20 protein-coding genes are annotated in these 19,013 nt (G+C 57.0%); 17 read left to right on the top strand and 3 right to left on the bottom strand.

Going from position 1 to position 19,013, the window contains the following annotated elements:
* Positions 1-219: 219 nt before the first annotated feature.
* Both SCM96_02765 and SCM96_02770 read left to right on the top strand, forming a co-directional pair.
* Entirely contained in the window at positions 220-483 is a 264-nt protein-coding gene (locus SCM96_02765) for a CopG family transcriptional regulator (GenBank protein MDW7759542.1), read from the top strand.
* On the top strand, positions 480-878 hold the full coding sequence (locus SCM96_02770; protein MDW7759543.1) for a PIN domain-containing protein: 399 nt from the start codon (positions 480-482) through the stop codon (positions 876-878). The genes SCM96_02765 and SCM96_02770 overlap by 4 nt, the downstream gene beginning before the upstream one ends.
* 192 nt (positions 879-1,070) lie before the next feature.
* On the opposite strand, the gene SCM96_02775 is transcribed toward SCM96_02770, so the two are convergent.
* Positions 1,071-2,270 carry an ATP-binding protein gene (locus SCM96_02775; GenBank protein MDW7759544.1) on the bottom strand — a complete coding sequence of 400 codons (1,200 nt, stop codon included), beginning with the start codon at positions 2,268-2,270 and terminating at the stop codon, positions 1,071-1,073.
* Between the two features lie 304 nt (positions 2,271-2,574).
* Between SCM96_02775 and SCM96_02780 the strand changes: the two genes are divergently transcribed.
* From SCM96_02780 to SCM96_02845, 14 genes are all read left to right on the top strand, one after another.
* Positions 2,575-3,684, top strand: a complete 1,110-nt coding sequence (locus SCM96_02780; GenBank protein MDW7759545.1) for an ATP-binding protein — start codon at positions 2,575-2,577, stop codon at positions 3,682-3,684.
* Between the two features lie 258 nt (positions 3,685-3,942).
* A complete protein-coding gene (locus SCM96_02785) occupies positions 3,943-5,187 on the top strand; it encodes a 6-bladed beta-propeller (GenBank protein MDW7759546.1) in 1,245 nt (414 codons plus the stop codon).
* Positions 5,188-5,378: 191 nt separating this feature from the next.
* Positions 5,379-5,747 (top strand): hypothetical protein, encoded by a 369-nt coding sequence (locus tag SCM96_02790; GenBank protein MDW7759547.1) that lies wholly within the window; start codon positions 5,379-5,381, stop codon positions 5,745-5,747.
* A gap of 30 nt (positions 5,748-5,777) precedes the next feature.
* On the top strand, positions 5,778-6,002 hold the full coding sequence (locus SCM96_02795) for a type II toxin-antitoxin system HicB family antitoxin (GenBank protein MDW7759548.1): 225 nt from the start codon (positions 5,778-5,780) through the stop codon (positions 6,000-6,002).
* The gene (locus tag SCM96_02800; GenBank protein ID MDW7759549.1) at positions 5,995-6,195 is read left to right on the top strand and encodes a type II toxin-antitoxin system HicA family toxin; all 201 of its coding nucleotides are present in this window, start codon (positions 5,995-5,997) and stop codon (positions 6,193-6,195) included. The genes SCM96_02795 and SCM96_02800 overlap by 8 nt, the downstream gene beginning before the upstream one ends.
* A gap of 89 nt (positions 6,196-6,284) precedes the next feature.
* Positions 6,285-7,244 (top strand): DNA repair protein RadC, encoded by a 960-nt coding sequence (radC, locus tag SCM96_02805; GenBank protein MDW7759550.1) that lies wholly within the window; start codon positions 6,285-6,287, stop codon positions 7,242-7,244.
* Between the two features lie 43 nt (positions 7,245-7,287).
* Positions 7,288-8,955, top strand: a complete 1,668-nt coding sequence (locus tag SCM96_02810) for a formate--tetrahydrofolate ligase (protein MDW7759551.1) — start codon at positions 7,288-7,290, stop codon at positions 8,953-8,955.
* Between the two features lie 131 nt (positions 8,956-9,086).
* A complete protein-coding gene (recA, locus tag SCM96_02815) occupies positions 9,087-10,154 on the top strand; it encodes a recombinase RecA (GenBank protein ID MDW7759552.1) in 1,068 nt (355 codons plus the stop codon).
* Positions 10,155-10,323: 169 nt separating this feature from the next.
* On the top strand, positions 10,324-10,800 hold the full coding sequence (locus tag SCM96_02820; GenBank protein ID MDW7759553.1) for a TspO/MBR family protein: 477 nt from the start codon (positions 10,324-10,326) through the stop codon (positions 10,798-10,800).
* Between the two features lie 582 nt (positions 10,801-11,382).
* Positions 11,383-11,961 carry a Fe-Mn family superoxide dismutase gene (locus SCM96_02825; GenBank protein MDW7759554.1) on the top strand — a complete coding sequence of 193 codons (579 nt, stop codon included), beginning with the start codon at positions 11,383-11,385 and terminating at the stop codon, positions 11,959-11,961.
* A gap of 130 nt (positions 11,962-12,091) precedes the next feature.
* The gene (locus SCM96_02830) at positions 12,092-13,438 is read left to right on the top strand and encodes a deoxyribodipyrimidine photo-lyase (GenBank protein MDW7759555.1); all 1,347 of its coding nucleotides are present in this window, start codon (positions 12,092-12,094) and stop codon (positions 13,436-13,438) included.
* Positions 13,439-13,529: 91 nt separating this feature from the next.
* Complete coding sequence (locus SCM96_02835) at positions 13,530-13,727, top strand: LapA family protein (protein MDW7759556.1); 198 nt, start codon at positions 13,530-13,532, stop codon at positions 13,725-13,727.
* Between the two features lie 244 nt (positions 13,728-13,971).
* Entirely contained in the window at positions 13,972-14,955 is a 984-nt protein-coding gene (locus tag SCM96_02840) for a 6-bladed beta-propeller (protein MDW7759557.1), read from the top strand.
* A gap of 22 nt (positions 14,956-14,977) precedes the next feature.
* Positions 14,978-15,283 carry a DUF4143 domain-containing protein gene (locus SCM96_02845; protein ID MDW7759558.1) on the top strand — a complete coding sequence of 102 codons (306 nt, stop codon included), beginning with the start codon at positions 14,978-14,980 and terminating at the stop codon, positions 15,281-15,283.
* A gap of 49 nt (positions 15,284-15,332) precedes the next feature.
* Here the strand turns inward: SCM96_02845 and SCM96_02850 are convergent, their stop codons facing one another.
* The gene (locus tag SCM96_02850) at positions 15,333-16,304 is read right to left on the bottom strand and encodes a 4Fe-4S binding protein (protein MDW7759559.1); all 972 of its coding nucleotides are present in this window, start codon (positions 16,302-16,304) and stop codon (positions 15,333-15,335) included.
* A 198-nt stretch (positions 16,305-16,502) separates the two neighbouring features.
* On the opposite strand from SCM96_02850, the gene SCM96_02855 reads away from it, so the two are divergent.
* Positions 16,503-17,903, top strand: coding sequence for an ATP-binding protein (locus SCM96_02855; protein ID MDW7759560.1), 1,401 nt, complete (start codon positions 16,503-16,505; stop codon positions 17,901-17,903).
* Here SCM96_02855 and SCM96_02860 read toward each other — a convergent pair.
* Positions 17,846-18,595: a SagB/ThcOx family dehydrogenase gene (locus SCM96_02860; GenBank protein MDW7759561.1), complete on the bottom strand. Its 750-nt coding sequence runs from the start codon at positions 18,593-18,595 to the stop codon at positions 17,846-17,848. The genes SCM96_02855 and SCM96_02860 overlap by 58 nt on opposite strands.
* Positions 18,596-19,013: the final 418 nt, after the last annotated feature.

The following is a 19,013-nucleotide window of genomic DNA, read 5'->3' on the forward strand; positions in this document are numbered from 1 at the left end:
CTACGTTGGCAGCTGCGTATGTTTTTGATTTTGCTTAAGTTATAGGAGGCTCATGGAATAATGGCGAAAGTCGGGTCTGAAACGGCGTTTTCATGGCCGCGATGACGAAAAAAGAGAAATCGGCCGGGCTTCGAGCGTCTAATGATTCGGAGCGCAAACAGCGTGAGGAAGGTTGACGTGGGCCGGACTGCTTGTTATCATGATTATGAAATTGTTATCATGAAAGCATCAGGCATGGTCCGAACGCAGATCCAGCTCACGGAAAGCCAGGCGGGGGAATTGAAAAGGCTGGCGGCTGCGCGCGGGGTGTCCATGGCGGAAATCATCCGCCAGGGCGTCGACGCGGTCTTGCGGTCGAAACCGTTCCCCGACGCCGAAGAACGGCGCAAAAAGGCCCTGGCTCTGGCCGGGATGTATCGGTCGGGAAAGAGCGACGTCTCGAAGCGACACGACAAGTATCTGGCGGAAGATTTCGGCGGATGAATATTTTCGTCGACACATCGGGGGTCTATGCGCTCTTGGACGCCGACGACTCCAACCATAGGAAGGCGAAGGAGGCGTGGAGCGAAGCCCTGAGGCCCGAGAATGCGTTGGTCACAACCAATTACATCCTCCTCGAGAGCTTCGCCCTCATCCAAAGCCGCCTCGGGCTGGACGCCCTCAGGGGGTTTCAAAGCGACATGGTCCCTCTTCTCGTCGTCGAATGGATCGGGGAGGACGTTCACGCCCGCGCCGTGAGCGCGCTTCTGGCCGCTTCCCGGAAATCGCTCAGCCTGGCGGACTGCACGAGCTTCGAGGTCATGCGCGCTCTGAGCCTCACAAAAGCGCTCTCATTCGACGCTCACTTCACCGAGCAGGGCTTTTCGCGCATCCCTTAGCCGGCGCGGCAGGATCCTTTTTCCCGGATCATCCGGCGTCGCTGCAGGAAGAACGTCGACATTCTGCTGATCGCCGACGGCCGACGCGACATGCAGACGCTGCTGCAGAGACGCTTGTTGGAAGCCTAAGACAGTCTTATCCGCCTTGGCCGCAATCCCGGAATCGGATCTCTGAAACGGCGCAGCGAAAATCTAAAGAGCGAACCAGGGAACCACCCTGACGCCCGCCCGGACGAAGACTTGATCCCCGCCGTAAATGAGAACACCTGGAGTTGCGGATGCCTTGTCGTCACCGGCGAGTCTCCCCCAGAAATGCAGCATGTCGAAGAAATCGGAGGCCGCGGTCTTCGCGGATTTGGCCTCGATGGGAATCCGCCTGTTTCCAAGCTCGACGATGAAATCGACCTCATGCCCGGCGGAATCCCGCCAGAATCCGAGGGCCGGCCTGTGTCCGCGATGCAGGAAATTCTTGACGAGTTCGGAGGCGACAAAGCTTTCGAAAACGGCGCCGCGCTCGGCCCGGTGGGCGAGATGATCCGGCGATTCGATCTGGAGCAGCGAGCACAGGAGACCGGTGTCCAGGAAATATAATTTCGGGCTCTTGACCTGGCGTTTTCCGAAATTATCGTGGTGGGGCCGCAGGAGCATGACGATGAAGCTCGCCTCGAGAACGGACAGCCACCGCCGGGCGGTCGCGTGGGAGATGCCGCAATCGGACCCGAGGCCGGAAAGGTTGAGCAGGCCGCCGCTTCGCCCGGCGCACAGGCGGACGAATCTGCCGAAAGCTTCCATGTCCCCGACATTGAGGATGTTCCGGACGTCCCGTTCCAGGTATGTCTGGTGATAGTCCGGGAGCCAATCGCGCGCCGGAATCCCCCGATCGTGGATTCGGGGATAAAAGCCGGTATGGAGCGCCTCCTCCAGGCTGAAGCGAGGTGGGACGGAGTTCATCGATGTCTGGGACTCCAGGTCAAGGGGTTCCCGATCCATCAATTCCGCCAGGGAAAACGGCAGCAGGTGGAGAACGGCGCAACGGCCGGCCAGCGACTGGGAGATGCTCTGCATCAGGAGGAAATTCTGCGACCCGGTCAAGATGAACCGGCCGGTTCGATCGGGCCGTTCGTCGACAAGGACCTGGATATAGGAGAAAAGATCGGGGGTTCTCTGGACTTCGTCGAGGATAACCGGTTCTTTGAACCGAGCCAGGAAGCCGCGCGGATCCTCCAGGGCAAAACGCCGCTCATCGGGGAGTTCAAGGGATATGTAGAGATAGTCGGGAAAGACGGATCTGACAAGAGTTGTTTTGCCGGACTGACGAGGCCCGGTCACACTCACAACGGGAAACTGGCCGGCGGCCTTACGCAGGCGTTTTTCAAGAGTTCGTCGAATCATGACGGATCAAGCCTTGCAATATGAATATTGTATATTCATATTGCAAGCTTCTTGTGCCTTTGTCAAGCATTTTCTTCCGGCGCTGTCTCTTGTTTATCCCCGCGAGAGCTGTAACTCCATAAAAAGCGGCTGAATCAACCGGAATCGAAAGCCGTGTGATTTTAGGAATTCCTGATCAGCCAAAGGGGGATTGACGGCGGCACGGATGTGAATTGTTGCTCGGCAAGCTTTATATTTGCAAACGTATTTGACAAATAGACGGCCATATGTTAATTATAGTTTCATGCTAGGGCGTCCTTTTTGGGTGAAGCGAATTCATGAGGCCTGGAAAAAGCGGCCGATCGTTTGGCTGGCCGGAGTCCGCCGAGTCGGGAAAACCACTCTGGCGCGGATGTTGGCGGACACCGTCCATCTCAACTGCGATCTCCCCTCCGACGCGAGGCGTTTGGAAGACCCGGAGCTTTTCCTGGGTGCCCAGACGAAGGGAGCCGTTGTTGTCTTAGACGAGATCCACCGGCTTCCCGATCCCAGCCGCATTCTGAAAATTGCAGCCGATGTCTATCCGCAACTTCGCATCCTGGCCACAGGTTCGTCCACTCTGGCTGCGACGCGAAAGTTCAGAGATACGTTGACGGGTCGGAAGGTCGTCATTCATCTTTCGCCTGTGCTCTGGAGCGAATGTCGGGACGACTTCGGGATCGCCGACCTTGACCAGCGGCTCCATTACGGCGGACTTCCTGAATTTCTTCTGAGTCCGGTAAAGGACGAATCCCTGTTTTCCGAGTGGATGGACAGTTTCTATGCGAGAGATATTCAGGAGCTTTTTGCCGTGCGCGAACGGGCGGGCTTCCTCAACCTTTTCCGTCTTCTTCTCAGACAAAGCGGCGGTCTGGCGGACTATTCGGCGCTCTCGCGGGAATGCGACATCAGCCGTCAGACGGTCAAGACCTATCTGGAAGCCCTGAGCATCGCTTGCGCCGTCATTGCCGTATCTCCCTTTCACGGCGGAGGAAGACAGGAGCTCGTGAAACGGCCTAAGGTTTACGGATTCGACACCGGTTTCGTGGCCTACGCCCGGGGATGGACGGACATCCGGGACGATGACCGGGGTCTTCTGTGGGAACACCTGGTGCTCGACAGCCTGAGAGCCAAGACGGGCGGTGAAGGGCTGCATCACTGGAGAGACAAATCCGGCCGGGAGGTGGATTTTGTCGTCCGCCGCGGGCGGGAGGTCGACGCCGTCGAATGCAAAATCAATCCCGACCGTTTCGATGCGGCATCGCTGGCCGTCTTCCGCGAAGCCTATCCGCGCGGGAGGAATCTTCTTGTGTGTCCGGGCGTCGACGAGCCTTATGAGCGGCGGATCAAAGGCCTCGTGGTCCGCGTCGTCGGGACGCAAGCTCTCATGGAGTGACCGGCCCCGGCGAACCGAAAATACTTAACTGCTTTCTTGCCGATTGAGTGAATCCATGGAGACATCCGTGTTTTCGCATCGCTCCTTGTGGTCTGAATGACCTGCCTCCCGGATCTTGGTCGATTCCGGATGCAACTTTTTTTAAAAAATCGGGCATTCGGAAAAGATGTTGCTTATTCGAAAAGTTGCTCATAAAATGGACGAGACACGGCGTGCAGGTCATCAGATGTCGCATAACTTCCATTCAAGGAGTGGAATGTGAGACTGAAGAATAAAACCTCTTATCATGTTGCAATTTGCTTTCTTTGCACATTTTCCATGTCGGCATTTCTATCATGCGAGAAAAAAACCACGGAACGTGATTTTGAGGGATTATCGGTTGAGGCCGCAATCCGGCAAAAAGCCGAGGTCGTGAATAATCCCAAAACACCTGTCCCAAGACCAGGCCGGAGAAAAAAGCTGGTCTTTGAGGAAAAAATAACCATCGGCGTAAGCGAGGGGGATGAAAACCATATATTCGGGCAAAGTCTTTATGTCAACATGGATGACGGCGGAAACTTTTACGTTACGGATTGGGACCGGAAGCATATCCGCAAATTCTCCCCTGACGGAAAATATCTGCTTGCCATAGGTGGGCCGGGCCAGGGTCCGGGAGAATTTCAAAATGTCTGGGGACCTAAATTCGACTCCTCCGGAAACCTTTATGTCCGTGATATCGCCAATCAAAAAATCAGCTTTTTTTCAAAATCCGGCGAGTTTATCAAAGGGATAAACGCGCCTCAGGATGTAAGTGATGTTACGATTCTGCCCAACGGCAACTATTTTACATCAAAGACAGAAAGAATTGAGGATCCCAAGGTCGTCATATATATGCTTATCTATGGGATATATGATACGGATTTCCATCTTTTAAAGGAATTCGAACAAGTCAAACAAGAAATCAGGCAGCGTGAGACAAAAACCCGCGCCCAATTTTTTGCCGGGATATTGAGCGATTCCGCTTATAAACCTCGTTTTCTTCAGGAGATCACCGAGGAAGGAAAAATCCATACCGGAAACGCTGTGACATATGAAATTAAGATCTACTCCCAAGAAGGGGATCTCCAAAGGAGAATCACCCGGGAATACCAGCCGATTCAAGTAACACAATCCCATAAAGATAATTTTTTTGAAGTGCAGAGCATTGATCTGCTGAGAAGGTTGCCGACCGGAGATTCTTTCAAAGAGGAAGTCCTGAAACATATGGAATACCCCAAATTTCTTCCGCCTTATACGTGGTTTTCGGTCATGGACAACGGCTGGCTGTATGTGGTGGCGGATGCCATCGAAGGAGACTATGCCCTGATCGACTTGTTCGATGAACAGGGAATTTATATCGGCCGTTTCCAATCGAATCTTCCGGCTGCTCAGGTCTTTTTTAAAAACGGGCTGGCTTATGCGGTTGTCACTGAAGATGATTATAAATGCATAAAGGCGTATACATACAAAATTGTGAATTACTGAGCGGAATCATTCGACCTCCATAATGGCTGCGAGGGAAGGATCTATGTCGGAACATTCGAAAGACCCGCGAACGAAACGGCGTCCTTGCTGGTTGGCCACGATCCAAGCCGGAATTCTTTTTTGAGTCCGGGTGTCGACGAGCCCTATTTTTCCCTTCCTATGAGATCTTCTCCGCCGGGCAGCACCACACGATGACTTACAACAAGAACACGCGATTTGGATATATCGATATCCGCTATAACGAAGGACTGGACAAGCTGTTTCTGCTTTATTCAGGCATCTGCAAATATAATCCTGAAAACATTAGGGGCGAATTCGGCGACATCATTTATGTTTTCAATCGAATGGGAATTCCTGTAGAAAAACTGGAATTGGATAAGCCCATTTTTCAATTCGGAGTTTCCGATGACGGCTCTGCAATTTATGGGCTGTCGGATACGGAAATATTGAAATTTGAATATCGTCATCCGGTGGACAAGGCGGTGACTTCTTCCGGTTCGCCAGAGCTGCAATCCCGGAATCGGGGCTCTGAAACGGCGTTTTCATGGCCGCGGCGATAATTGTTGTATAATACAAATCGGAGTTGAAAAATGTCCTACAAAGTCAGTGTCGTAATTGAAAAAGATGACCATGGCTACTATGCCTTCGCTCCTGAGCTCGAAGGCTGCCAGACACAAGGGGATTCCCTGGAGGAAGCCTTGGCCAACATCAAAGAAGCGATCGAGCTTTATCTGGAAACTCTCTCGAAAGAGGAGATCCGGGCACGCTTGAGCAAAGAGATCCTGACCACATCATTAGAGATCTCCGTTGCCTAAAACGCCGCGCCTATCCGCTCAAGATGCCGAAGCTCTCTTGCTGAAAGCCGGATTTCTATTAGCGCGAAGCAGGGGAAGCCATCGGATTTACGTTAGGGGAAATGCCAGGTTCGTGATTCCTTTCCATCAAGGAAAAACACTTCACCCGAAAATTGTTAAACATTTGATGGGGGTACTTGATCCCGGTAGCTGAGAAGACTGCTACCACCCGGCCTTTAGAAAAAGTGCGAAAAACCGGCGGCTTCCGCCGTCATATCAATACGGGTATTGACGGCGGAGCGAATGACGAACGAATCGGATATCGACAAATCGAGCGCAGACCGGAGCGGGGCGAACCCCAAGATATGCGGCGGAGAATCCGGTGAATCTCGATGCGCGCCGCGAAGCGAACCCGTTTCGCTCGACGGCGGACCGGGAGGCGAAGTCCCCGGGAACTCCCTCGGTTCGGGGCGCAGTGACTGTCCGTACTCTCTCGGGCGTAGGTCGGGGCCTGAAACTCGCCTCGCTGAAAGCCACTCCTCTCGCAACCGTGAAGGCCACCGCTCCCGCCTTCGCGAGAAATTCCTTCGCGGCGGCCTGGCGGGTTTCCTGGATTACGAGGTCATCGAGCTCCTCCTCGCCCTGGGGACGCCCCGGCGGGACTGCCGGGAACCGGCCCGGGAGGCGCTCCGGACTTTCAAGTCCTTCCGGGGCGTTCTCGAGGCGCCTTCCCACGAGCTTCAGAAAATCCGGGGCATCGGGCCGCGGAACGTCTTCGGCATCAAGCTCATCCACGAGGTCTCGCGCCGCTTCCTCAAGGACCGGATGATGAGCCGCCCGGTCTGCCCGTCGTCGCGGGCCGTCTTCGACTACCTCTCGCACAGCCTGCGCGACCAGCGCAAAGAGCTCTTCAAGGTGCTGTTCCTCGACGCCAAAAACCGGATCATCGAGGAAAAAACGCTCTTCGAGGGCACGGTGAACTCCAGCGCCGTCTACCCCCGCGAGGTCATCGAGGACGCCCTGCGCACCCGGGCCACGGGACTCATCTTCGTCCACAACCATCCGTCGGGCGATCCGGAGCCGTCGTCCTGCGATCGCGAAATTACGCGCGACCTCGTCTTCGCGGCCGGCCTCCTCCAGATCAAGGTCCTCGACCACATCGTGATCGGCAACAACCGCTACTTCAGCTTCGCCGACCACGGCCTGATCGAGGAGTACGGGTTCCAGTTCCTGCGTGTCCAGAGGGCGGGAAGCGGAGGTTGAAGAAAACGGCCGGCGCGGGTAAACTGGGGCAAGGGAGGCCGCCATGACGAACGACAAGGACATCGCGCGTTCCGTGAAAATGAAGCCCATCGGGGAGATTGCCGCCAAACTGGGCATGGGCCCGGAGTGCCTGGAGCTTCACGGGAAGCACATCGCCAAGATCCTGCCCTGCGAGGCGCCCAAACGGGAACGCCCGGGACGCCTGGTCATGGTTACGGCGGCGACGCCCGGAAAATCGGGCGAGGGCAAGACGACGACGGCGATCGGCCTGGCCGACGCCCTCACGGCGGCGGGAAAGAAGGCCGCGGCCGCAATCCGCGAGCCTTCGCTGGGCCCCGTCTTCGGCATGAAGGGCGGCGCGACCGGAGGCGGTCGGGCCCAGGTCATGCCGGCCGACGCCATCAACCTCCATTTCACGGGCGACATCCACGCCGTCTCGACCGCCCACAATCTCCTTGCGGCCATGGTCGACAACCAGCTCTACTTCCAGGGCTGCGACCTCCTGCCCGGACCGTCGGTGACCTGGAAGCGCGTCCTGGACATGAACGACCGGGCGCTCCGCAAGATCGTCGTCGGGCTCGGCGGGGTGACGAACGAGGTGCCGCGCGAGACGGGCTTCGACATCGCAACGGCCTCCGAGGTCATGGCCATTCTCTGCCTGGCGCGGGACCTCCCCGATCTCAAGGCGCGGCTCGGCCGGATCTGCCTCGGGTTCACGCGCGACGGCAATCCCATCTTCGCATCCGATGTCCGCGCCCACGGGGCCATGGCCGCCCTCCTCGTCGAGGCGCTGAAGCCCAACATCGTCCAGACCCTCGAGGGCACGCCGGCCTTCATTCACGGCGGGCCGTTCGCCAACATCGCCCACGGCACGAGTTCGGTGATCGCGACGCGAGTCGCGCTCGACGCAGCCGATATCGTCGTCACCGAGACGGGATTCGCCTCCGACCTGGGGGCCGAGAAGTTCTTCGACATCGTCGTCCGGACGGGGCTTGTGCCACCGCCCGATGCCTGCGTCCTCGTGGCGACGCTCCAGTCGCTGAAGCTCCAGGCGGGCGTCAAGGCGGCGGACACGGCCAAGGAAGACCCCGGCGCCGTCGAAACGGGCTTCGACAATGTCAGAAAGCACGCGGAAAATCTCCGGATGTTCGGTGTGCCCTTCGTCGTCGCCCTGAACCTCTTTCCGACGGACGCGAAGTCCGAAATCGAGATATTCGCGTCGCTCTGCCGGGCGGACAAGATGCGGTTTGCGCTGAGCGACGTTTTCGCCCGCGGCGGTGCGGGAGGGGCGGATCTGGCCCGCGAGGTTCTTGCGGCCGCCGAGAGCGACCCGCGTGACTTCCGGCTTATCTATCCCGACGAGATGCCGCTTGTCCAAAAAGTCGAGACAATCGCGAGCGAGATTTACGGCGCCGGGAATACGATCTTCAAGGGCCGGTCACGGAAGAAGCTCGAGATGTACGAAAAGGCCGGTTTCGGGACGCTTCCGATCTGCGTCGCCAAGACCCAGTATTCGCTGTCCGACGACCCGAAGCTTCTCAACCGGCCGAAGGATTTCACGCTGACCGTGACCGACGTCTTCCTGAGCGCCGGCGCGGGGTTCGTCGTCGTCCTCTGCGGCGACATCATGACCATGCCCGGGCTGCCGAAGGTCCCGGCCGCGGAGCACGTCGACGTCACGGACGACGGGGAGATCATCGGGGTGTCCTGAGGCGGGGCCCTCCGGGTGAGTCGTGGAGGACGCCCGGCGGCGTCCGGCCGGTGAGAGTCGCCGGCTTTTTGCCGCGTTTACACTAATAAAGGAATGTGATAGATATGAAGAAAGAGAAAGGGAGGACGCTCATGAAGGAAGACGACGTCGATCAGAAGCAGACCTCGAAGACCCGGGCCATGGACGCGGCCCTGTCCCAGATCGAAAAGCAGTTCGGCAAGGGCGCCATCATGAAAATGGGCCAGAAGGAAGCCGCCGTCAAGGCGGACAGCATCCCGACGGGATCGATTTCCTTCGACCAGGCCCTGGGCATCGGCGGGTTTCCGCGGGGCCGGGTGGTTGAAATCTACGGACCCGAGGCCACGGGCAAGACAACCCTCGCGCTCCATGTCATCGCCGAGGCCCAGCAGCGGGGCGGCCAGGCGGCTTTCATCGACGCCGAGCACGCCATGGATCCGACCTATGCCGCGCGGATCGGCATCGACATCGACAACCTCCTGATCTCACAACCCGATTACGGTGAGCAGGCGCTCGAAATCGCCGAGGTCCTGGTCCGGAGCGGCGCCGTCGACGTCATTGTCGTCGACTCGGTGGCCGCCCTGGTGCCCAAAGCCGAGCTTGAGGGGGACATGGGCGACGCCCACATGGGCCTTCAGGCGCGGTTGATGTCGCAGGCGCTCCGGAAGCTGACGGCCATCGTCAGCCGGTCCAAGACGTGCTTCATTTTCATCAACCAGCTCCGGGAGAAAATCGGTGTCTTTATCGGCAATCCGGAGACGACGACGGGCGGGCGAGCCCTGAAGTTCTACTCGTCGCTTCGCATCGACGTCCGGCGCCTGGCCACGCTCAAGGACGGCGACAACGTCATCGGCAACCGGGTCAAGGTCAAGATCGTCAAAAACAAGATGGCCCCTCCGTTCCGCGATGCCCAGTTCGACATCATCTATGGCGAGGGCATCTCGCGGGAAGGCGACCTGGTGGACTGCGGGCTGCAGTATGGTGTGTTGGAAAGGTCCGGGACCTGGTATTCCTACGGGAACGAAAGGGTCGGGCAGGGGCGCGACAACGTCAAGAAGCTCCTCAAGGAAAATCCCGAACTCGCCGCACGGCTGGAGGCCGACATCCGGGCCAAGATCGATCCGGACGCGGCCAAAGCCGATCCGGAAAAACCGGTGATGGAAAAGCCCGCCAAGGGTTGAGGCGGGCGCTCGGAGAATTGATGATTGCAGCGGGCATCGCTGAGGCGGATGCCCGATAAATCGCCGGTCGGCGAAGGCGGCCGCCTCCTGTGGGCGGACGGTTTGCCGCTGATCGCGGTGGACGGCGTATGAGCCCGGCCGGGCGATTCTCGAGCGAGTGGGAGGTGACATGACGATTTCCGGCTATTTCCGATTGGCCGTCTGCGTTGTCGCCTGTCTGGCGGCCGGTTTCCTCGGATCGTTTTTCACGAGGGCCTCGGTTTCGACCTGGTTCCGGGAACTCCGGAAGCCGGCCTTCAATCCGCCGGACTGGCTCTTCGGGCCGGTCTGGACCGTGCTCTACATCATGATGGGGGTGGCGCTTTTCCTGGTGATCCGGGAGGGCTTCAAAACCCCGGCGGTTCGTGCGGCTTTTGCGGTGTTCGCCGTCCAGCTCGTGCTCAACATCACTTGGTCCGCGTTGTTTTTCGGACTCAAGTCGCCCGGCGCGGCGTTCGTCGAAATCGTCGTCCTGTGGGCGGCCATCGCCGCGACGATCGCCCTGTTCAAACCGATCTCGACCGCCGCGGCGGTGCTTTTGATACCTTATATTTTGTGGGTTACCTTCGCGGCTGCGCTGAATTTCGCCATTTGGAGGTTGAACTGAGCCAGAGATGCAGGAAGCCGTAGTTTTAAATGATTACAATCATTTTGGAAGCTTCCGCGGGGCGCAGGGCGGATCCCGGAGAAAGCCGTCGGAGGGTCGAGCGGGCACGGATCCGAGACCGCAGGTCGAGGAGAGCGAGACCCGGGAACCGGGACCGTACGCAGGCCGAGATTGCCGTTCCGGCGAGGAAGCAGCTTGCGAAGGCGTAGCATGCCTACGTCGAGCAAGTTGCGACGAAGTCGGAATGGTGAGATCGGCATGCCCAAAGGGCGAAAACTCCCGATAAGAAGCAAGAGTAAAAACCGGGAGTTTACGCGTACGGTCTCGGAGCCGGGGTGGACGGGCAAGGCCGGGGCCCGGACACGTCTTTCGAAGGGATTTGCCCGAGCCCGAAAAGCGGAAGCCGATAAAGATAAGGAAAACAAGACTTTCCGGAAATTGCCGGCAAATACTCCAATAGGGAGGAATTCAGTGTTGAAGCGGAGAGAATTTTTGGCGGTGGCGGGCCTCGGCGGCGCCGCCGTCATGGCGGGCGGGTTCCGCCTGCCGGGAAAGGAAATCACAGAGAAGGAGGACATAACCATGTCTTACAAAGCCAAGGATTACGCGGGCCTCATCGGGATGCCCGGCTTCAGTGAGACGCTGCTGAAGAACCACTTTACGCTTTACCAGGGTTACGTGACGAACACGAACAAGGTGCTCGACACGCTGGATCAGATGGTGAAGGACGGCAAGGCGGGCGAGCCCGCATATGCCGAGCTCAAGCGGCGTCTGGGCTGGGAATGGAACGGCATGCGGCTCCATGAGTACTACTTCGAAAACCTGGGCGGAAAGACCGCGCTCGATACGAACGGCAAGGCGGCCCAGGCGCTGGCCAAGGGGTTCGGAAGCGTGGAGAACTGGGAAAAGGACTTTCGGGCCACGGCCGGGATGCGGGGGATCGGCTGGGTCATTCTCTATCATGACGACATGGCCGGCCGGATGTTCAACTCCTGGATCAACGAGCACGACGTCGCCCATCCGGCGGGTTGCCGGCCGCTTCTCATTCTGGACGTCTTCGAGCACGCCTTCATGATCGACTACGGGCTGAAAAAGGCGGACTACGTCGAGGCCTTCTTCAAGAACATCGACTGGAAGGCCGTCGAGTCGCGGCTGCCCTGATCGGGTCGGCTTTTTTGCGGGTCGGTGTTGATAGGCCGTCGTTCCTGTTCATAGAGCCGGGTTGACGATCAACGTGAAAAACAACAAGGCAGATGCCGGCAGAAAAAGCCATTGAAAGGGGGAGGGCGGCATGATCCAGCATGAACGCGTCCGCTTTCTCAACAACGCCGAGCTCCGCGACGGCGATTTCGTCCTCTATTGGATCCAGGCGTCCCAGCGGGAGGAGACCAACCACGCCCTGGAATACGCCGTAAACCGGGCCAACGACCTCAACAAGCCGCTCGTCGTTCTGTTCGGGTTGAGGCCTTCGTTTCCTGAAGCCGCCGTCCGCGCCTACGCCTTCATGCTGGAGGGCCTGAAAGAGACGGCCGAGGCTCTGCGCGACCGCGGCATCCTCATGGTTGTCCGGCTGGGATCGCCCTGGGAGGAAGCGGTGAAGGCGGCCGAGGGAGCCTGCCTCGTCGTCGTCGACCGAGGCTATCTACGGATCGAAAGAGAATGGCGCACCCGGGCCGCTAAGGCGCTGGCCTGCCCGCTGGTTCAGGTTGAATCCGAGGTCGTCGTTCCCGTCGAGACGGCCTATGGGAAGGAGGCCTACACGGCCGCCGTTCTGCGGCCGCGGATTCATCGCCGCCTCGCGGAATTCCTGGTCCCACTCCGTAAGACCGGCCTGAAGAAAGATTCTTTGGGATTGCGTCTCGAATCCCTGGATATCTCGGATCCGGAAAAAACGTCGGCCGGGCTTTCCGTCGACCGCAGCGTCGGACCGGCGCCGTCGATCCGCGGGGGGACGTCGAAAGCCCTGGCTTTGCTCAAGGCGTTCATCGATAAGAAACTTCCCCGCTATGCCGAAGAAAGAAACGATCCCAACGCCGATGTTCAATCGGGGTTGAGTCCGTATCTGCACTTCGGACAAATTTCACCTCTGACCGCGGCCCTGGCGGTGTCCCGGACGCCGGGTCCGGGCAAGGCGTCGTTTCTCGAGGAGCTCATCGTCCGGCGGGAACTCGGCATGAATTATGCCTTTTTCAATGCGGCCTACGATTCCTATCGGGGGCTCCCGGACTGGTGCCGGGCGACGCTTGAGAAGCATAAAGGCGACAAGAGGGAATATGTTTATGCAATGGACAAGCTGGAGCGGGCGGAGACGCACGACCCCTATTGGAACGCCGCCCAGTTGGAGATGACGCTCACGGGGAAGATGCACAATTACATGCGGATGTACTGGGGGAAGAAGATCCTCGAGTGGTCGGCGACACCTGAGGAGGCCTTTGCCGCGGCCATCCGGCTCAACAACAAATACGAACTCGACGGGCGCGATCCCAACAGTTTCGCCGGCGTCGCCTGGTGTTTCGGCAAGCACGACCGGCCGTGGCGGGAGCGTCCGATCTTCGGAACCGTCCGCTACATGAACGCTGTCGGGCTGAAACGCAAGTTCGACGCCGACGGCTATGTGCGGATGATAAGGGACGCATGAGTTTCATTGCCGCAACTGCGATTTTAGATTAAGATTTTAATAAAGCGTTATGCCGAGGGTCGAAGGCGGCCCGCGTCTTTAGGAGGGCGATATGAAAGCAAAAATCATCCTGGCCGTTGTGTTGACGGCTCTCGTCGTGGTCCTGTTTTTCCAGAACAGGGAGATCGTGACGTTCAAGATCTATTTCTGGACGATCGGCATTTCCCAGGTCATCCTCGTCCCGGTCATGGTCCTGGCGGGAATCATCATCGGCTATCTTCTCGGAACCGTGCGGCGGGAAAAGGTATAGAAAGAGTCCGCGGACGAGTTCGGCGAAGCTTTTTGCCTGAGCCTTCGTTCCCGGCTGAAAGCCGATGATGTTTAATCGATCCTTATCGATCATTGCGGCTCTTCTCCTGTTGGGCAGTTGCACGTCTCAAAAGGAAATTGAATCGGAATGGCAGGGATCCGTCATTTTTTCCGATGGAATCAAGGAAATCAGGAATCCAGGAATCCCGCTCTTCGGCGAACTCCGGTTGTCTCTTGTGGAGGATTTGAGGATCGGCGATGAACAAAACAAAGATGATCTCTTTTACAGAACCAAAGGAATAGGAATCGACGCTCAGGGCAGCATCTATGTTTTAGATCGCGGAAATCACAGAATCCAGAAATTCGATCGTTCCGGAAATTACCGTATGACGATAGGAAGGTTCGGGCAGGGGCCGGGAGAATTTCAGGTTCCCGTAAAAATCGCCGTTGACCGAGCGACAGGCGATATCCATGTGTATGATCTCATGGCCGGGATCGTGACTTTTTCCGCAAACGGGGAATATCTCAATGCCTCAAGACCCATACAGATGGTTCGGGATTTCGTCCCGTTGGATCAAAAGGGTGGCTTTTTGGGTGTCATTCAAAAAGAGCTCGAGTCTCAACTTTCTTACGGGATCAGTCTCTGTTATCTCTCGGCAAACGGGCAAATCGGGAAGACTTACGCGGAATATCCCTACAATGTCTATACCAAAGAACTCAGCACAGGCGTTCACTATGTCGAAACAGGATATGAGCATTCTTTGCACATCGCCAAGCTGGATCAAAAAACGTTTTTGTATGGATATTCCAAAGACTACGTTCTTCATGTTTTTGATTTTGAGGGAGATATTTTGTTTCGGGTCCAAAAAGACGCGCCGATCCCACGATTTTCTGCTGATGAAATCGAATCCCTGAAAAAATTCGGTGTTCCCGCCGAAAAACCTCATTTCTTCTCGATTTTGGTGGATTCGGAGGGAAGAATATACGTTCAACGCAACAAAGCCGAGAAGCTCATTCGGCAATATGGATGGATTGACTTGGAAAACAAAGAGGTCGACGTGTTCAGCAAAGAGGGATATTTCCTCTATACAACACGGCTGCCTCCCAACACATGTGCCATTGAAGACGGCGTCCTGTATTCCCATACGCTGGAAAGGGAAAGCGGCGCCGAAAATGTCGTGCGATATCAAATCGCCAACTGGACGGAGATCAAAACAGGAATACGATGATGACACCGGAAAGCGGTGAAAAATGCCGAATTCAAGGATTTTGTTCAGGCCGGTGAGCCGCATCGGCGGACTCTGGGAGAATTTCATGCTCCTTGAAAGGATCAAGAGGCAGGCCTATCGAGCGGTTCCCGTCAACTTCTATTTCTGGCGGACATGGGAAGGCCGGGAGATCGACCTGATCGAAGAGCGCGAAGGCCGCCTTTTCGCCTACGAATTCAAGTGGACGGGAAAAGGGCGGGAACCCGGGAAATTCCGGGAGGCCTACCCTGATGCCGAATTCGAGGTCGTCAACAGAGACAATTACCTGAGTTTTGTCGGAATTCCGTAACTCCTCACCCCTGCATATTTAACTTGACATGTTAAATATTCAGGGCCTGTCAACCGCCCCGCTTGACTCCGAACGACAGGGCCTTGTTGTCCCGGCAGGAGTTGACGCAGACGGTGCAGGAGAAGCAGTCCGGCCTCAGGACGGAGCCCTTGAGGATTTCGGGAACGGTCGGACAGGGGGATTTCTCCACGCAATCCTTGCAGTCGGTGCAGGCGGACTTATTGAGGGAGACGCGGAACAGCGACACCTGCTCCAGGGCGTTCGTGAACAGCCCGATGGGGCAGACGAGATAGCAGTAAGGCCGGTAAGTCTTGAAGGCCAGGACGATAGTCAGCAAGAAAGGAAGAAAGTGGAACAGGCCGGCCCAAAAGGACGGCTGGGGTCCGAATTTGAAACCTTCGAAGGCGTTCACCGAATCGTAGATGGAAACGGCGACTTTGTTTCCGTCGCGGATGACGTGATGAACGGCCGTCATGCTGAGGAAAACGAAGAGCAGGAAGATGGCGATGCGGACGGCCTGGGTGAAGGTGAAGTTCCACTTGATGCGGCGGATGCGGAGCTTGTCGGCCAGCATGGCGATGAGCTCCTGAGCGGCGCCGACGGGACAGACCCAGCCGCAGAAAAGCTTGGGACCGACGAGCGTCAGGAAAAGAACCACCGCGCCCAGGGCGAACATCGGCACTCGGAACCCGAAAATCAGGGGTTTGGTGATGGCGCAGATGGGCGAGGGGTGCATGGAGAAGACCTTGAAGGCGTCGACGGGAAGATTGGCGGCGATGCCGAACAGAAAGGTCGAAAGCAGCAGGAAGGGAACCTTGATGCCGTTCCGCATGGTCTTCGTCAGGAGAAGGACCATGGCCAGGAGGCCGAGGATCAGCATGGCCAGAGGCCGGGGCCTGACCAGGGCGTCCCAGAATGACGGTGCTCCGCGGCCCGCGCCCTGCTGGGCGAGAAGAGGCGCGGCGGCGGCGAAAAAGACGATTCCCGATAATAGGCGGGGGGCAATGCGCGCAAACGGCATGGCGGTCACTCCTTCTCGATGATTAAACCGATGCAATTCATAGCATTTCCCGGATTTTTTGTCCAGCCCAGCACAGAAATTCCATGATTTAATGAAAATAAATCTGGTCGAACGATAAAAGGTTGTTTTTTATTCCTGAAATGCTTATTATAGGGGTGTCTTTTATGCATTCATTGACTTAATAGAGGGGGTATTGCAATGCATTTGGAACGCACCGCCATTAACGATTTGGAAAATTGGTTTTCACAAGACCGGAGAAAGCCCCTGGTCATCAGAGGCGCCCGGCAAGTCGGCAAATCCACCCTGGTCAGGTTGTTTGCCGCAAAGCATGGTCTTAACCTCTATGAAGTTAATCTTGAACGCTACTCCAGGTTTGATGACGTGTTTAAGAGATTGGATGTCAAAGAAATTCTGATGGAAATTGAATATTTCACCGGGCAAGGTAAAATCCATCAGGAAAACAGCCTGATTTTTCTTGATGAAATTCAATCTGCGCCCCATGCCATCAAGGCTTTGCGCTATTTCTACGAGGATTTTCCTCAAATCCCCGTGATCGCAGCGGGCTCTCTTCTGGAACTCACGCTTTCGGATCACTCCTTTGCCATGCCGGTGGGACGTATGGAATACCTGTTTCTCGGGCCCATGAGCTTTGAGGAATTTCTGCTGGCCGGGCGGGAAACCCAGCTTCTGGACTTATTGAACTCATTTGATTTCACAAACGCCTTTCCGCAATCCGCTCATCGGAGGTTGCTGGAATTGTTGCGGGCTTATCTGCTGGTGGGCGGCATGCCCGAAGCCGTAAAAGAATTCCTGTCTTCGAAACACCTTGAGGATGTGATTCGCGTTCACGGCTCGTTGCTTGAAACCTACAGGGACGATTTTGGGAAATATGCCCGGGGGGGCGATTTATTGAGAATTCAAAAGGTTTTTGATCACACGCCGCTTGCCGTTGGAGAAAAAGTCATCTATCGAAAGATCGACGGCGAAGCCCAGTCCAGAGAAACGAAAAAAGCGATCGATTTGCTGGCGAAAGCCGGAATCATCAGCCGGGTTCATCACTCTTCGGCTTCAGGCATCCCGCTCAGAGCGGGAAAGAAGGACAAAGTTTTCAAGCTCTACTTTTTGGATGTGGGGCTCATGAACAGGATGTGCGGCATCGACCATCTGCCCGTCTCCGGATTCGAAAACGATGTCCCCTTTATCAATAAGGGCAAGATGGCCGAACAATTCATCGCGCAGCACCTGCTCTCCATGGGCTTTCCTCATGAATCTCCCCAATTGTATTACTGGCTGCGAGAAGGACGAATGGCCAATGCGGAAGTCGATTTCCTGATCCAAGCCGGCGGCCGGATCCTGCCCATCGAAGTCAAAGCCGGAAAAACCGGCAGCTTGAAGTCCTTGCATCAGTTCATTCATGAAAAGAAACAGAACTCGGCTGCTCGATTCGATTTTTCTCCGCCTTCCAAAATGGCGGTGGAACACAAAATCGTTTCCGGCGGACGGACCGAACGTGTGCGGTTCGAACTGCTTTCCTTGCCGCTTTACATGGTCGGGCAGACCATCCGGCTGGAAGCCAAGCAACCGACGGAGGTCATATAAAGGACGGATTCCTCGATGCCGTCGGCGCCGACCAGGACGTTGACCTCGTCGTCGAAGAGCGCCGAGATCTGGCAGGAGCCGAGGCCGAGGGCTGTCGCGGCGAGGGCTGCATTCTGGGCGATATGCCCGGCGTCGAGATAAACGTAACGGTATGTGCGCTGCGCGTATTTCCAGGCCGCCCGTGCGAAAACGGCCGTCCAGATCAGCGTGAAGGCCGAATCGGCGACGAAGCCCTGCTGGAGGGCGGCCCGGGCGGTTTCGCGGCGGAAATCCCCTTCCCGCAGGCGCTCCAGCGCCGCGCCGTGAACATCGTGATGGTAGATTCCGGGTTCGACACCCTCGACGTTGAAGACGGCGGCGTAAGTTTCAACCGGATAGAGCGCACCGGCCGAAGGCGTTGTTCTCAAAATGAAGCCGCCCGTTCGCCCGGTGACGCCCTGCGCGGCCCAGAGAATCTGCGACATTTCGCTCAAAGAAAGAGGTTTCTCCGAGAAATCACGGACGCTGCGGCGCGCCGCCATCGTTTCCCACAACGAGGGTCCGCCCTTCGTTTCGGGCGGAGCGAGGGAAATGCGCGGCGCATCGGGAAACGTTCGGAAGGGCGGTGGACGAAGGGCCGCGGGCTTTCGCCCGGCCATGGCCTCGCGCCGGTATTTGGTTTCCTGCTGAAAGCGTTCGCCGATGTCATCCATGATTTCCTCCCAGGCGGGCCGACAAGGCGTAATCGACCATCATTTCGCCGAACATCTCCGGTTGCTTCTCCTTGAGTTCAAAAAGGTTATCACGAACCCGCACGCTTGAAAAGAGCGAGCCCGATCTCAAGTTCGGCTTCCGCTCTTCGGGCTCGGGGGGATCCCTTCGCAAGACGCGGCCGGATCGTCCTTGCTCCCGTCCGGGTTTTTAACGCCGTTCCCTCACCGTTCCGAGAGGCGCCTGCGGAACTCGCACGGCAGACTTTCGATCTGCAGAGTATTTCTCACATCCCGATCCCACCCGCAGGATTGTTCAAGCTCAGACATCCTCGGCGCCCAAGATCGGGTCTCCTCCCGGAACGGCGAGTGAAGGCTAATCATCATGACTTATCGTCACCCTAGACATATGAAAACGGAC

It is taken from the genome of Acidobacteriota bacterium (assembly GCA_033549365.1).
Lineage (GTDB): Bacteria > Acidobacteriota > Aminicenantia > Aminicenantales > Saccharicenantaceae > JAWSUF01.